Below are 14,640 nucleotides of genomic sequence, written 5' to 3' on the forward strand. Positions count from 1 at the left end.
AAAAAACATAGTAACGGGGGATGAAATATGCGGAAAGGGACATTTTTTATGGCAGGGCATTCGAGACTTCCAAAAGGGATGGCTGTTCGCAGTATGTATGAAACATTAACAATTACGATTGAGGCAGATCATAAATATCATGTCATTATTGAAGCATCATGTACGCTTGCGACAGAGCACGGTAGAGATTTCGTCGCTCAAATTTTGAGAGGACATAGTTTGCGAGATGGTATTGAAGAAATCGTGCAAGATATTACAGATCATTATCAAGGAAAAGCGCAAAATGCGATTGTTAGTGCAGTAAAAGATTTGCATCGCCAATATGTAAGTTATTTGAACGATGAAAAGCCTGCGGAAGAGTATGAGGAAACAAATTTATAAAATAACTGTCTAGTTTATCGAAACATAAACGAGAGCCAGTTGTATTTCTCTTAAAGGGATACAACTGGCTTTTTATATTGAGGAGGCAAGGAATATGAAAAAATTAAATGAAGTGCAGGTTGTAAAGCAAGAGACGAAAAAAAGAGGATGTACAGAAAGTAAAGAGATTTGTAAAATGTGTAAAGTATGTAGAGAAAATAATAAAAAACGAATTGACAGTTAGAATATTTTGAATTATTATTTAATTAATAAGATCCATTCGAGAAATTAGCCTTCTCTAAATTCGATCTTGCTTACCTGTTTTACAAATATTTTCATATGAACTGTCTATTATTATTGTACTTTAAGAGATTAAAGAACACTCGTAATTATGAGCCAGTTGTATGTATCTGCGATTGTTATGTCGTGGATGCGTATGACTGGTTTTTTGCTGTTAGGGCAGTAAGACCGGATCTCAGCATACAGAAGATAAGGATAACTGTCTGTAAAAAGCGTCAATACGTTCTTCATATTTCATTTAGGGAGGAATTGAAATGTCGATGATTACAGAACAAATTGCGAAGATGAAGTTTGTAAAAAAATATGAGGGATATGAAATTGTTCCTCATCCAGAGCATAAACGTTTATATCATATCGTATTAAATCAGCAGTTGCTTAAGCAATTTTTTGAAGAGGTAAAAGAGCACTCTGAGCAGTCACTACAATACATTCCGTATTCTCGGTTTAATCTTGCGGATAGCATGAGAAAGATTTTTGGGCAATCGTTTATGGATAACATTCGTGGCATTATTCATGACCGTGAAACGGGCGGATTTACAATTGGGGTACAAGGCGAAACGGTAGATCCAGCAGACTACGTGAAGTTTGCGACCGCATTAACACATTTAATTGGAACGCCAAACTTTGATGCGATGACAGGAACATATTATGCTAGATTTAATGTGAAAGATACGGATAGTAGTGATTCCTATCTTCGCCAAGCGTACCGATTATTTACACTTCATACAGACGGAACATTCGTTGATGAGCCGACCGATTGGCTTCTTATGATGAAAATTGAAGAGAAAAATGCAGTAGGCGGGGAATCACGTTTACTACATTTAGACGATTGGGAAGATCTTCAGAAGTTTAGAGACCATTCGCTTGCATCTGTTAAAATTACGTATAAAGCACCACCAAGTAAAAACTCGCAAGAAATCGTCTATCGTGAAACATTCTTTGATATAAATAACGCACCGTGCATTTGCTTTATTGATCAGTTCGCTTATCCAGATAATATTGAACAAGCGAACTATTTAAAAGACTTATCTTATTCAGTTGAAAACTCACCAGCAACACATGCATTAAAATTACCAGTAGGAGATTTAGTTCTTTTAAACAATTTGTTTTGGATGCACGGAAGAGCGGCATTTGAAAAAAATAAAGATTTATATAGAGAACTCATGCGTCAACGTGGTTGTTTTTCTAAATAATATGTACGGCGGGTCTTGCAAAGAGACCTGCCTTTTATACTATTAAGGGGGAAGTAGGATGTATGACTTTATCATTATTGGCGGAGGAATTGTTGGCCTTTCAACGGGAATGGCTTTAACGAAAAAATTCCCGCATGCGAAAATTGCAATCATGGAAAAAGAAAAGGAACTCGCACATCATCAAACTGGACATAATAGTGGTGTCATTCATTCCGGCATTTACTATAAACCAGGGAGTTATAAAGCGAAGTTTGCAAAAGAAGGAAACGCAGCGATGGTCCAATTTTGTGAAGAACATGAAATCGCTTATGACATGTGCGGAAAAGTAATTGTTGCGACAGAAAAAGAAGAACTTCCTCTTTTACATAACTTATATGAGAGAGGCTTACAAAACGATTTACATATCGCAAAAATAGATAAAGAAGAATTAGCTGAAATTGAACCACATGTAAAAGGACTTGGCGCAATCCGTGTTCCTTCTTGCGGGATTGCTGATTATAAAGGCGTCAGTTATGCATTTGCTCGCTTCATAGAGGAAAGCGGCGGTGAAGTGCATGTAGGAACAGCCGCAGAGCGGATTACAGAGAAGAAAGACGCCGTCACAATTGAAACAAGTAAAGGAACATTTAAAACGAGATTTCTCATTAACTGCGCCGGCTTACATAGCGATCGCATTGCGAAAAAGACAGGTATACTAACAGATATGAAAATCGTTCCGTTTCGCGGTGAGTATTACGAACTCGTCCCAGAAAAACGCCATCTCGTAAAACATTTAATTTACCCAGTTCCAAACCCGGAATTCCCGTTTTTAGGTGTTCATTTTACAAGAATGATAAACGGAGACGTACACGCAGGACCAAACGCAGTATTAAGCTTCAAACGCGAAGGCTACACGAAAAAAGACTTCGACATAAAAGACTTCATGGAAACAATGACATACACAGGCTTCTGGAAAATGGCGATGCCAAATATGAAAGAAGGCATAAAAGAAATGGTGCGCTCCTTCAGCAAACAATCATTCTTAAAAAGTTTACAACGCTTAATACCAGAACTAACAGAAAAAGATATCGTCCCAACTCATGCTGGTGTAAGGGCACAAGCCATCTTATCAAACGGCAATATGGTGGATGACTTCTGCATTATTCCAGGCATAAACTCTCTGCACATTTGCAACGCACCTTCCCCGGCCGCAACGGCTAGTATAAAGATTGGGGAGGAAATTGCGAAGCGGGTGCCGGATGTTGTAGGGGTTAGGGTTTAGTGGATTCCCCGGTTTCGGGGGATTTTTTTAGTTTAGTGAGAGTCTGGGTGAGGGGTTGGTTGGTGGTTATTAAGTGTGGTTATGCGAAATTTGTCGGTAAGTCGATATGTTGTGTCGAAACGTCGATATATTCAGAGTTACGGTCGATATAATTGAATAATCGCTGATATATTTTTACGGAGTGTTGGTTTGGTTTGTAGGTTAATGGCCGGCTACTGTCTACTGTATAAAAAAATAGACAGTACTGTATGCTTTTTTACACAATGTATACAAATTTATCCCCTATGCATTGGCATGATATTTGCAATGAAAATAGTATCAACATATAGGGGAGAGATAGAAATGAAGGTTAGTAAAGTGTATACGACAATTGATGCGCACGTAGCTGGGGAACCGCTTCGAATTATTACGGGTGGTGTGCCAGAAATAAAAGGAGAAACGCAGCTAGAAAGACGTGCATATTGCATGGAACATTTGGATCATCTTCGCGAAGCTCTTATGTATGAACCGAGAGGACATCACGGTATGTACGGTTGTATCATTACTCCGCCTGCCAGTGCTCACGCTGATTTTGGTGTGTTATTTATGCACAATGAAGGATGGAGTACGATGTGTGGACACGGCATTATTGCTGTTATTACAGTCGGAATTGAGACAGGTATGTTTGAAGTGACAGGTGAGAAACAAAAGTTCATTATTGATAGCCCTGCTGGGGAAGTCATTGCGTACGCAACATATAGGGGGAGTGAAGTAGAGTCCGTATCATTTGAAAATGTTCCTTCATTTGTATACAAAAAAGACGTTCCTATTAAAATAGATGACTATGAATTTCAAGTAGATATCGCATTTGGCGGAGCATTCTACGCTGTTGTGGATAGTAAAGAATTTGGTTTGAAAGTTGATTTTAAAGACTTAGCTGCTATTCAAACGTGGGGCGGTAAAATTAAGCACTACATCGAGAGTAAAATGGAAGTAAAGCATCCACTTGAAGAAGGGTTAAAAGGAATATACGGCGTTATTTTCTCAGATGAACCGAAAGGGGAAGACGCAACGTTACGAAATGTAACAATCTTCGCTGATGGGCAAGTAGACCGTTCTCCTTGCGGTACAGGAACTTCCGCAAGAATCGCAACTCTTTTTGCAAAAGATGCTTTACAAAAGGGAGAAATTTTCGTCCACCAATGTATTACTGACGGGAAATTCGAGGGAGAAGTATTGTCGGTAACAGCGGTACATACATATGAAGCTGTCGTTCCGAAAGTAACGGGGCATGCATTTATTACAGGATTTCATCAGTTCGTTGTAGACCCGAGAGATGATTTGAATCGGGGATTTTTGTTAGGATAGAAGGAGGAGGTGGAAATATATGCTAGTCATAAGCGCGAACGAACAACGAAACTTAGTAAATATGAATGAAGTCATTGCATATGCGGCGCTTGCCTTAAAAGAGTTTTCCGCAGAAAGAACAATCACGCCAATTCGCGGTTCATTACCATTTGCGAACGAGCAAAATACGGCATTAATTATGCCTTCAGTCGCAGAAGGGCTTGAGGCACTTGGTTTAAAAGTAGTAACAGTAGTCCCCGAGAACAAAAAGATAGGAAAGAAAACGATAAACGGGATTGTGATGCTATCAGACTTTCAAATGGGAGAACCGCTCGCACTGTTAGAAGGATCCTACTTAACGATGATTCGAACAGGCGCCTTATCCGGAGTAGCGACAAAATATTTAGCTCGTCATAATGCAAAAACTTTATGCATCATCGGGACAGGTGAACAGGCAAAGGGAATTGCTGAAGCTGTATTTGCGGTTAGACATATTGAAAAAGTCATTTTATACAATCGAACAGAAGAAAAGGCGTATGCATTCTCGCAATATATACAAGAGAAATTCAATAAACCTGCGTACGTTTACACAAGTGCAAATGAAGCAATAAGCGAAGCAGACATCATCGTCACAACTACGAACGCATCCACACCAGTCTTCTCAGAAAAACTACAAAAAGGCGTCCACGTAAACGCCGTCGGTTCATTCAGGCCAAGTATGCAAGAACTACCATCTCACGCCATTGCTAATGCAAACAAAGTAGTAGTCGAATCAAAAGAAGCAGCATTAGAAGAAACAGGAGACCTTCAAGTTCCGATACAGGAAGGTTTATTCAAACTTAGCGACATCCATGCCGAACTTGGTCAAATCATAAGCGGAGAAAAAGCAGGCCGCGAAAGTGATGAAGAGGTTACTGTTTTCAAATCGGTTGGTTTGGCGGTAGTGGATATTATTGTTGCGAAGTATTTGTATGAGAGAGCGGTGGAGCAGGGGATAGGGAATAAGATTGAGTTTTGAGGGGCTGCCTTTTGGTGGTCTTTTTTTGTTTGGGGTGTTTTATACGGTTGTGGAATTGGTTGCTTAGAGAGAGGGGATAATCACGAAGAGAATGATAAAAGGTGAGATTTATATTCGGATGGAAAATTAAAGTCTTATATGGAAAAAATATTCAGAAAATTTAAAATTCTATAAAGTGAAAATTGAAACTTGGAACAACAATGAAAAAGTTTTAGATAATACAGTTCAACTAGAAGCAAAACATTTTGAGAAAGAAGAAAAAAAGGAAGATGAGGGGTTATTGAGCTCGTTAAATCCATTTAGTGTAAAAACTGCAAGTGCAGGAGGTTCTTTTGTAGATTTTCTAAGAGGTTTTAACAATTGCTTAGCATCTCAAGGAATTGCTGCATGGGATATTCTGCAGCCGGTATTGCTTGGGACCCGCAGCTGTATCAGCTTGCTACTATGGGTTATCTTTCCTTACAGGTGGAGTAGTTGGATATTGTTGGACAAGCGCTAAATATTATCAGTAATGAAAAAGATAGCCGTTATGGCTAGGGACTAACCCTTAAAAAACACTTACGTGTCCTTAGGATTAGTCCCTTTTATTATTTGGAAAATAAATCATCTATTTTTTTTACATTATGAACTCGGCGAGCTAATTGTTTCATCTGATTTGGATCATCAATTTTGTTTAATTTTGTTCGTAGCTCTTCGTTTTGAGTATCGAGGTTCTTATCTTGTAAGACATCGTATATAAGTTCCTTGAACGCTTCAACACGTACTTTACGTTCTTTAACAGGACTCCACAATGTATTAATCATATTATCCACCTCCTTTTTTATTATATGATATTCACTGTTTTTTTGAAATACATGCTCCGTAACATTTGTTAATACAATAAGCATTTTATCCGTATCGTCAAATGTTAATTCATCTCTATTATAATAACCTATAATAATTTCAACTAAAATTTTCACCTCATCTTGAATCTTATCCAAGATTGCGCGGATTTCCTCATCTCTATTTTTAGATGGCTTTCTATCCAAAATTTTATTTAAGTTTTTTCGGTAATTAAAAGGCTGTATAGGTAATAAGGCATATAAATTTCTTTTCATTAATTGATTGACATCCTGTTTCCAATACTTTTCTACAGGTACTTGATAATGGAATCCCCCGCTTGTAAAATGCAATTCCATGGAAAGAAAATCTGGAATTTTTTCATCTTCTTCAATAAAAAGAACTAACTGTCTTGGAAAGACGAACTTATCATAAATACCTATCGATTTCTGGCACTCTTCTGCAATACAACAGCCATAATCAAACATTCGATAAGGCATGGTTGAATCATTTTTTAATTGAAATTCTAAATGATAATGAAAAACATCATCATTGTTTTTAACTTGAAGAACTTTATCTGATCGCTTCGTTTGATAACTATTTGTTAGACGTTTTTGAGTATACTCGACATTAAGATGTGTAATAGTCAGTTGGTCGTGTAGTTCAAATGCTTCATGAAATAGTCCGTTAACTAAATGAATGGTCGGTTTTCTTGACAAATGAAATAAAATTTTTAGCATTTCATCCATTTGAACAGAAGATTGTGTGGACATGGTATATTAGTTCCTTTCTTCTTGTTAACATTTTCTTGTTTTTACTGTGAACTCCCCAATTGGTCAAGCTTTTTCTTTTCTATAGTTATTTTCTATGTAATAAGTTGAATTCCTTTGATAAGGAAATTATGTTTTTCATAAGAGTTAGGTGTATATAAAACATCCATTCGATTCTTTCGATTATAACAATCATTTAAGAGAAATTTTTTAGGCTACTAGTTTTTTAACTTATTTTGCTCTTCGCATCAATATCGTTTATCGCAAGAATGCATAAATAGATTTCAAACCTTCTAGTTTTACAAAAAAGTTTGACTTTATATAGGGGTAGTGGTAATTTAAAACTTATAAGAAAACTCGGGATTAATTCCGAGTTTTCTTATGGGTATAACTAGTTTGAGGGGGCCGAAAGATGAAACGGAAATTATTTGCATTACCATTTGTCCTAATACTACTTATTGCATTAGCGGCTTGTTCTGGAGGAAAAGATTCTTCGAAGCAAGCGGGCACTAGTAAATCAGGGACTCCGAAAGATGGAGGAACGTTAACGATTGGTGTTAGCGATAACCCAGAGACGATGAATCCGCTTTATGCGAATGATCGTGTGTCGTTAACTGTGCAGCAAGCTTTATATGCACCGCTGTATCATATGGAAGACGGTAAGAAAAAGTTTGTTCTTGCTGAAAGCTTTACGCCTTCAGAGGATCAATTAACGTGGACATTGAAGTTAAAAGATAATTTGAAATGGCATGATGGTAAGAAAATTACATCAGACGACATAGCATTTACATTCCAATCTATTTTAGATGAGAAGCAAAATAGTTCAAGTCGTGAAAACTTTGTTTTTAAAGGAAAACCGCTTGAGGTGAAAAAAGTAGACGAGTTAACAGTTCAATTCGTTTTACCACAAGTAAGCGCATCTTTTGAAGGTGTGATGAATGATTTCTTCCCAATTCCGAAACATGTATTTGAAGGGGAAGCAGATTTAGCGAAGAGTAAGAAAAACTTACAGCCTGTAGGATCAGGTCCATTTAAGTTTAAAGAGTATAAATCAGATGAGTACGTTGCATTAGATCGATTCGATGATTATGTAGGTGGTAAAGCGAAATTAGACTCTATCGTATATCGCGTTGTAAAAGACCGTAATACAGCAAATGTTTCACTACAAAATGGCCAAATCAACATGAAGATGATTGAGCCGCAAGATTTTAAGAAATTAGATAGCACAGGGAACTTCTCAATGGTGACATTCCCTGAAGGTAGATTATTCTACTTATCTTATAACCAAAATACAGATCTAATGAAGAAAAAAGAAGTGCGCCAAGCAATTGCGCATGCGTTAGATAAGAAAGAAATGATTAACTCTGCATTCGTTTCTAGTCAATTTGCAGAACCAGCAAATTCAATTTTAACGCCGGATGCTATGTATTATGCAAAAGACATTAAAGATTATAAGTATGATAAGAAAGAAGCGAAAGATTTATTAGCGAAAGCTGGCGTGAAAGATAAAGAAAAAGTACGCGTGATGTATGTAACGAATAATAAAATTATGGAAAGCTTAGCGCTTTATACACAACAAAAATTACAAGAAGTTGGCTTAGAAGTTGAACTGAATGCATTAGATGCTAGTGCAGCAAGTGAAAAAAGCTTAGATAAAGAGAATAAAGAATTCGATATTACATTCGGTGGTTACATAATGGGACCTGAGCCAGATTCATATAAGAGCTTATTCTTAAGTAATGCTGAATACAACTATGCACGTTATAAAAACGCTGATTTTGATAAGTTATGGGAAGAAGCTGCAGTTGAAACAGATAAAACAAAACGAGCAGAACTATACCATAAAATTCAAGAGACAGCTAGAGAAGATTTACCTTATCTACCAATTGCGTATCCGAAAGCGGTTATTGCAGTAGATAAAAAGTTTGATGGATTAAAAGAAGCAAAAGCAATTCCTGTAACAATGTTTGAAGATTTATCTAAGATTTATGAAGTGAAATAAGAAACAAACAGTAAAGAAGCTGGTGGAAATCAGCTTCTTTAGCTTGAGGGGGGAATTTTGTGTATAAAGTAATTGCGAAGAGGCTTTTAAATGCAATTCCGCTTTTATTTGTTATTTCTATTATCTCTTTTTTATTAATAAAACTAGCACCGGGTGATCCTGTTCGAAACTTTGTCACGCCGAATATGAGTCCAATTGATGTTGAGCGTATTCGTAAAAGTTTAGGGCTCAATCAACCAATTTATATGCAGTATATTTTATGGTTAAAAAATATTGTAACAGGGAACTTTGGTTACTCACTTCAAAACCATCGTCCAGTTTTAGATCTTATTGTAGAAAGGTTACCTGCGACAATCGGCTTAATGGGATCGTCTTTACTCGTCTCATTTGTAATTGCAATCCCGCTTGGACTATTTACAGGTGTGAAAAAGAATTCTATCTTTGATCGCATTGTAAACTTTATCTCTTATGTGGGAATCTCAATGCCAGTCTTTTGGTTCGCTTTACTATTAATCTATTTATTCTCTTTAAAGTTGAACCTTCTTCCAAGTATGGGCATGCGTACAGTCGGCCAAGATTCCTTCTTGGATATTGTGCAGCACGGTATTTTACCTTGTATGGTGCTTGCGTTCCAAAACGTTTCTGTTTATATGAGATATATTCGTTCCAGTACAATTCAACAATTAGAAGAAGACTATGTACAAATTCAATATGCGTACGGTGCTTCGAAGAAAACCGTTTTATTTAATCACGTACTTCGAAATGTATTAATACCAATCATTACAATTTTCGGATTATCTATTCCAAGTTTAGTAGGCGGAGCGTTCATTACGGAAACAGTATTCTCATGGCCGGGCCTTGGTTCACTTGGGGTAAATGCTATTTTTAGATTTGATTATCCAATTATTATGGCAATTACATTACTATCATCCTTCATGTTAATTCTCGGTAACTTAATTGCTGATATTTTATATGGCGTAGTAGATCCGCGCATTCGAATGAGGGGGTGATTTGGAATGAATAATAGGAGATTTCAAACGATAAAAAGTAGTTTTACGAAAAATAAGTTTGTACTAATGGGAGTTATTATACTGGCGGTTTTAACGATTGCATCGATATTCGCATTTGTATCACCGTACGATCCTAGTAAAATGTCGATTCCAGATCGCTTACAAGAACCGAGTATGAGTCATCCTTTCGGAACGGATGATTACGGAAGGGATTATTTGACGAGGGCGTTATATGGTGGAAGAGTTTCACTTGCGGTCGGTTTTCTAGCGATGGTTGTTTCTATTACAATCGGTACCGCAGTTGGAACAATTAGCGGATATTTTGGCGGAAAGTTAGACAACTTTTTAATGCGAATTGTTGAAGTACTTATGTCAATTCCATCATTTTTCTTAATGCTGTTATTAAATGCTTATTTAAAACCAGGGATTACGACGTTAGTTCTTATTATTGGATTACTAACATGGATGGACACCGCTCGTATTGTAAGGGCAGAAACGCTATCCGTAAAAGAGCGGGAGTATGTTTTATATGCAAAAGTATCAGGACAAAAATCACTCACAATTATTGTAAGACATATCATTCCAAACATTTTATCAACCATTATTATCGCTGCGACATTAACAATTGCGACATCGATTTTAATGGAATCATCACTCAGCTTCTTAGGGTTAGGTATTAGAGAACCAGACTCTTCTTGGGGCAGCATGCTAAACAATGCGCAAGGATATATTGGCGAAGCTTGGTATTTAACACTCTTCCCAGGATTCCTTATTCTTTTAACGGTACTTAGTTTTAACGTGATTGGTGAAGCATTGAAGAAAGCTTTCGCGCCAAAAGGGGCTGGAAATGAAAACTAAAGTGTTACGTGAAAGGAGTGAGAAGCGTGTCTGAAAAACTATTAGAAGTGAAAAATTTAAAGACTTCTTTTTTCATAGAAAGCGGCGAAGTGGAAGCTGTTCGAGGCGTTACATTTCGTTTAAATAAAGGGGAAGTAGTTGGTATCGTTGGGGAATCTGGAAGCGGAAAGAGTGTAATGGCGAAGTCCGTTATGTCTCTCGTTGCGTCACCAGGGAAAGTGAAAGAAGGGGAAATCCTTTTTCATAATGAAGACATACTTTCTAAATCTGAAAAAGAATTGCGTTCTATTAGAGGAAATCAAATTTCACTTATATCCCAAGATCCAATGTCTGCGCTAAATCCAGTCGTGAAAATTGGGAAGCAAATGACGGAGGTAATTATACGGCATCAAAAAGTGAAAAAGAAAGAAGCGGAGCATATTGCGGTCAACTTGTTAAAACAAGTCGGTCTTTCTTCACCAGAAGAAAGGATAAAACAATATCCGCATGAATTAAGTGGCGGTATGAAGCAGCGGGTTATGATTGCGATGGCGATGTCTTGTAATCCAGACCTTCTCATTGCGGACGAACCGACGACAGCGCTTGATGTAACGATACAAGCACAAATACTAGATTTAATGAAAAACTTAAAAAACGAAACGAACATGGCGTTACTTCTTATTACGCATGACTTAGGAATAGTCGCACAAAACTGTACACGCGTTATCGTTATGTACGGTGGTCTTATTATGGAAGAAGGACCTGTACTTGATATTTTCCAATCACCGAATCATCCATATACAAAAGGGTTATTAAACTCTTTACCGAAAATATCGAACGGCGTAAAAGAAAGACTCGCGCCCATTCAAGGTGTAACGCCAAACTTATTAAACCCGCCAAAAGGTTGCCCATTCGCAGAGCGTTGCCCGCATGCGATGGACATTTGTGAAAAAGAACGTCCGCCATATTTTGAAATTGGAAACGAAAGACGTTCTATGTGCTGGTTAAACGATAAGACAGTAGGTGATTCCCATGCGTGAAGAAAACTTAATTGAAGTTCGGAACTTAAAAAAGTATTTTCCTATTAAAAAAGGACTATTCGGCAGAAAAACAGAGCAATTAAAAGCAGTCGATGACTTAAGCTTCACAATTAAAAAGGGTGAGACATTCGGGTTAGTAGGAGAATCGGGCTGCGGAAAATCAACGACAGGAAGAAGTATCATTCGTTTACACGACGTTACTTCAGGTAACGTTTTATTCGACGGAAAAGATATCGCAAGTTTAAAAGAAAGTGAACTAAAAGAATATCGAAAACGAATGCAAATCATTTTCCAAGATCCATACGCATCATTAAACCCGTCGATGAATGTATTCCAAATTATTAGTGAGCCAATGAACATTCACGGATCTTATGAAAAAGAAGAACAAAAAGAAATCATATTAGACCTACTCAAAAAGGTAGGCTTAAAAGAAGAACATTTATATCGCTACCCGCACGAATTTAGCGGGGGTCAGCGCCAGCGCATCAGCATCGCGCGCGCACTATCTGTAAAACCAGATTTCATCTTATGCGACGAACCGATCTCAGCACTAGATGTCTCAGTTCAAGCACAAGTTGTAAATATGCTGCAGGATATTCAAGAAGAAACAGGAGTCACATACTTATTTATCGCACATGACCTATCTATGGTAAGACACATATCAGATAGAATCGGAGTCATGTACTTAGGAAACATAGTAGAAATTGCCGACAGCGAAGACCTATACACAAAACCGGCACATCCATACACACAAGCACTACTCTCATCCATGCCAGAACCAGATCCAACAAACATAGGCAAGGAACGGATTATCCTAGAGGGAGAAGTACCAAGCCCACTCAACTCACCATCCGGCTGCAAATTCAGAACACGCTGCAAATTCGCGACTGAAAAATGCGCACAGGAAGTACCGAAGATGGTGGAGATTGCGAAGGGGCATGAGGTGGCTTGTCATTTGTTTTAGAGTGGGGGAAAAGCACTGGGGGGGACCTGGTGCTTTTTTGTTTATATAGATAATATTAAGGATAGTTTTACAATTTACTTGAAAAATAACTTCCCCTTATAAGTTTCTATATAGATGCGCCCGTCGTCTTCTTCTTTTATTTCGCTATCAAAATGTTTTATCCAATCAACAATGCCTCGATCACTTTTTGTGACATTTTCTCTTACATATAGATATGAATGAATTGATTTATAAAATGTATAGTTAGTTAAAAGCCTTTGACCAAGAGAAATAGGAGTATTTGAATTTGGAGTCTCCTGAATTATATATGGAGATGGGAGAATGTTATTACTGTTAACATATACATAATATTTGGACTGATTAATGGCCCATTTTAGCCATATGATTTGAACTATTATTATAACTATGGTTACAATTTTTTGTGTTTTTTTTAAACTTCGTCCTGGAAAAGAGTAGTAGATGAAAATCGGAATAGCAAATAAACCAACCCAAGCTACCCATTTGTCAATTGGTGCACCATTTATCCAGAGGATAAATCCTAAAGCTTTTGTAAATAAAAATAAACAAACAAGACTGGTGAAAATTATTGATAAATAGTATGTTTTATTTTTCATGATTTTCTCTCCAAAATATATGTTCATAAAACGAGTATAAGAGTATTTTAAAAAGTGTATATCATATAGATGTAGAGTACAAAATAGTAACTTAAATTAAATAGGGCAAGCATAACGCGTTGGTAAGTTTTACTGGCTCCAGCTGAAAATAAAACGCCTATAAGTGGTGCAAATAATCCAATCTTCCAAAATATATTTGCTGAGCCACCTATTTCTAATGTATCTTCATTTACTATAGTTAAAAGAGCGTAAGGTACACAAGCTAAAGATAATATAGCCCATTTGTTCAAAGTGCCACCCCCCTTTCGTTGTTTTAATATAAATAGTAGGAAAAAGTTTTTATGATTTGGAAGTGTATCCTATGTATTTGGAATATTAGGCTATAATAAGTTATTATTTGTGCTGTTCATATATCCACCCATTTTTCCCGTTTCGAAATCATATTCCAATGTTTTAGTTTCATATTCAAATTTCATTACTATTGAAACTTTAGTATTATCTTTCCATGAAATTTCATAAAGGTCTGAACTATTAACAATATTAAAATTAGCCACCCTTATTTTTGTTTTCTCTACAAGTTTGTTTTTTTCTTTAAAGTAAATTTTTATGTATTTATCATCGAAGAGATGTCCATATGAAATTCCTGTAATTTCTATGTGATTTGCTTGGTTAGTTGACGTATTTTTTACAAGAGGTTTTTCGATTTCTTGAAAAAACAGCCAATAAATAGGATATAGAATAAGTATAAAAATGATACTCATACCTAATAAAAATTTTAATATGCAACCGCCAAAATCGTGGTCTGCTATTTTATCATTACTTAGCCATTGGCTCATATTAGTTTCACCACTCAACTTTAGTATAATTAGATAGAAAACTTCTAAATGATTTAAAGTATCACCTTGTTTAACTTTTTACTAAGAATAGAATGTTAACTATATTTATAAATTATTATCTTCATTTTGGAAATAATTTTTATACTTCAATTGGTTTAATTTACCACGAAGTGAAACGAACCGCCAGTGTTTTTGAATAGTATTTCTATTTATCTATATGTATAAATGCATGTAAATGGTAGACAGGCTTCAAGTTTTAGTACAAAACAATAGCTCAAGTATTCTACGGC

General features: G+C 36.5%; 16 protein-coding genes. 12 read left to right on the forward strand and 4 right to left on the reverse strand.

Annotated features, from left to right (window positions below; all coding sequences use genetic code 11):
• Positions 1-27 precede the first annotated feature (27 nt).
• From ACTFRN_RS11400 to ACTFRN_RS11430, 7 genes are all read left to right on the forward strand, one after another.
• Entirely contained in the window at positions 28-381 is a 354-nt protein-coding gene (locus tag ACTFRN_RS11400) for a DUF3870 domain-containing protein (RefSeq protein ID WP_088106503.1), read from the forward strand.
• Positions 382-475: 94 nt separating this feature from the next.
• On the forward strand, positions 476-604 hold the full coding sequence (locus ACTFRN_RS11405; RefSeq protein WP_255846590.1) for a hypothetical protein: 129 nt from the start codon (positions 476-478) through the stop codon (positions 602-604).
• A gap of 310 nt (positions 605-914) precedes the next feature.
• The gene (gene glaH / locus ACTFRN_RS11410; protein WP_088106502.1) at positions 915-1,853 is read left to right on the forward strand and encodes a glutarate dioxygenase GlaH; all 939 of its coding nucleotides are present in this window, start codon (positions 915-917) and stop codon (positions 1,851-1,853) included.
• 58 nt (positions 1,854-1,911) lie between these two features.
• Positions 1,912-3,114: an L-2-hydroxyglutarate oxidase gene (gene lhgO / locus ACTFRN_RS11415; protein ID WP_088106501.1), complete on the forward strand. Its 1,203-nt coding sequence runs from the start codon at positions 1,912-1,914 to the stop codon at positions 3,112-3,114.
• Between the two features lie 294 nt (positions 3,115-3,408).
• Entirely contained in the window at positions 3,409-4,461 is a 1,053-nt protein-coding gene (locus tag ACTFRN_RS11420; protein WP_139303004.1) for a proline racemase family protein, read from the forward strand.
• Between the two features lie 19 nt (positions 4,462-4,480).
• A complete protein-coding gene (locus ACTFRN_RS11425) occupies positions 4,481-5,458 on the forward strand; it encodes an ornithine cyclodeaminase family protein (protein WP_088106500.1) in 978 nt (325 codons plus the stop codon).
• A gap of 175 nt (positions 5,459-5,633) precedes the next feature.
• Entirely contained in the window at positions 5,634-5,957 is a 324-nt protein-coding gene (locus tag ACTFRN_RS11430; protein ID WP_014893271.1) for a hypothetical protein, read from the forward strand.
• Positions 5,958-6,045: 88 nt separating this feature from the next.
• On the opposite strand, the gene ACTFRN_RS11435 is transcribed toward ACTFRN_RS11430, so the two are convergent.
• Positions 6,046-7,050, reverse strand: coding sequence for a hypothetical protein (locus ACTFRN_RS11435; RefSeq protein WP_000107286.1), 1,005 nt, complete (start codon positions 7,048-7,050; stop codon positions 6,046-6,048).
• A gap of 409 nt (positions 7,051-7,459) precedes the next feature.
• Between ACTFRN_RS11435 and ACTFRN_RS11440 the strand changes: the two genes are divergently transcribed.
• Genes ACTFRN_RS11440 through ACTFRN_RS11460 form a run of 5 tightly spaced genes read left to right on the forward strand, consistent with a single transcriptional unit; the run spans position 7,460 to position 12,900 of the window.
• Entirely contained in the window at positions 7,460-9,049 is a 1,590-nt protein-coding gene (locus tag ACTFRN_RS11440; RefSeq protein ID WP_074615246.1) for an ABC transporter substrate-binding protein, read from the forward strand.
• A 59-nt stretch (positions 9,050-9,108) separates the two neighbouring features.
• Entirely contained in the window at positions 9,109-10,059 is a 951-nt protein-coding gene (locus ACTFRN_RS11445) for an ABC transporter permease (protein WP_088106499.1), read from the forward strand.
• A 6-nt stretch (positions 10,060-10,065) separates the two neighbouring features.
• Positions 10,066-10,917: an ABC transporter permease gene (locus ACTFRN_RS11450; RefSeq protein WP_001065306.1), complete on the forward strand. Its 852-nt coding sequence runs from the start codon at positions 10,066-10,068 to the stop codon at positions 10,915-10,917.
• 26 nt (positions 10,918-10,943) lie between these two features.
• Positions 10,944-11,936, forward strand: a complete 993-nt coding sequence (locus ACTFRN_RS11455) for an ABC transporter ATP-binding protein (protein ID WP_049113201.1) — start codon at positions 10,944-10,946, stop codon at positions 11,934-11,936.
• Entirely contained in the window at positions 11,929-12,900 is a 972-nt protein-coding gene (locus tag ACTFRN_RS11460) for an ABC transporter ATP-binding protein (protein WP_001206445.1), read from the forward strand. Before ACTFRN_RS11455 ends, ACTFRN_RS11460 begins: the two co-directional genes overlap by 8 nt.
• A 74-nt stretch (positions 12,901-12,974) precedes the next feature.
• Here ACTFRN_RS11460 and ACTFRN_RS11465 read toward each other — a convergent pair whose 3' ends face one another.
• From ACTFRN_RS11465 to ACTFRN_RS11475, 3 genes are all read right to left on the reverse strand, one after another.
• Positions 12,975-13,514 (reverse strand): hypothetical protein, encoded by a 540-nt coding sequence (locus tag ACTFRN_RS11465; RefSeq protein ID WP_074567686.1) that lies wholly within the window; start codon positions 13,512-13,514, stop codon positions 12,975-12,977.
• A 47-nt stretch (positions 13,515-13,561) separates the two neighbouring features.
• Positions 13,562-13,804: a hypothetical protein gene (locus ACTFRN_RS11470; RefSeq protein WP_001045661.1), complete on the reverse strand. Its 243-nt coding sequence runs from the start codon at positions 13,802-13,804 to the stop codon at positions 13,562-13,564.
• 90 nt (positions 13,805-13,894) lie between these two features.
• Entirely contained in the window at positions 13,895-14,350 is a 456-nt protein-coding gene (locus ACTFRN_RS11475) for a hypothetical protein (RefSeq protein ID WP_088106498.1), read from the reverse strand.
• Positions 14,351-14,640 lie beyond the last annotated feature (290 nt).

Source organism: Bacillus cereus group sp. MYBK245-2 (genome assembly GCF_051916145.1).
Taxonomy (GTDB): domain Bacteria; phylum Bacillota; class Bacilli; order Bacillales; family Bacillaceae_G; genus Bacillus_A; species Bacillus_A pacificus.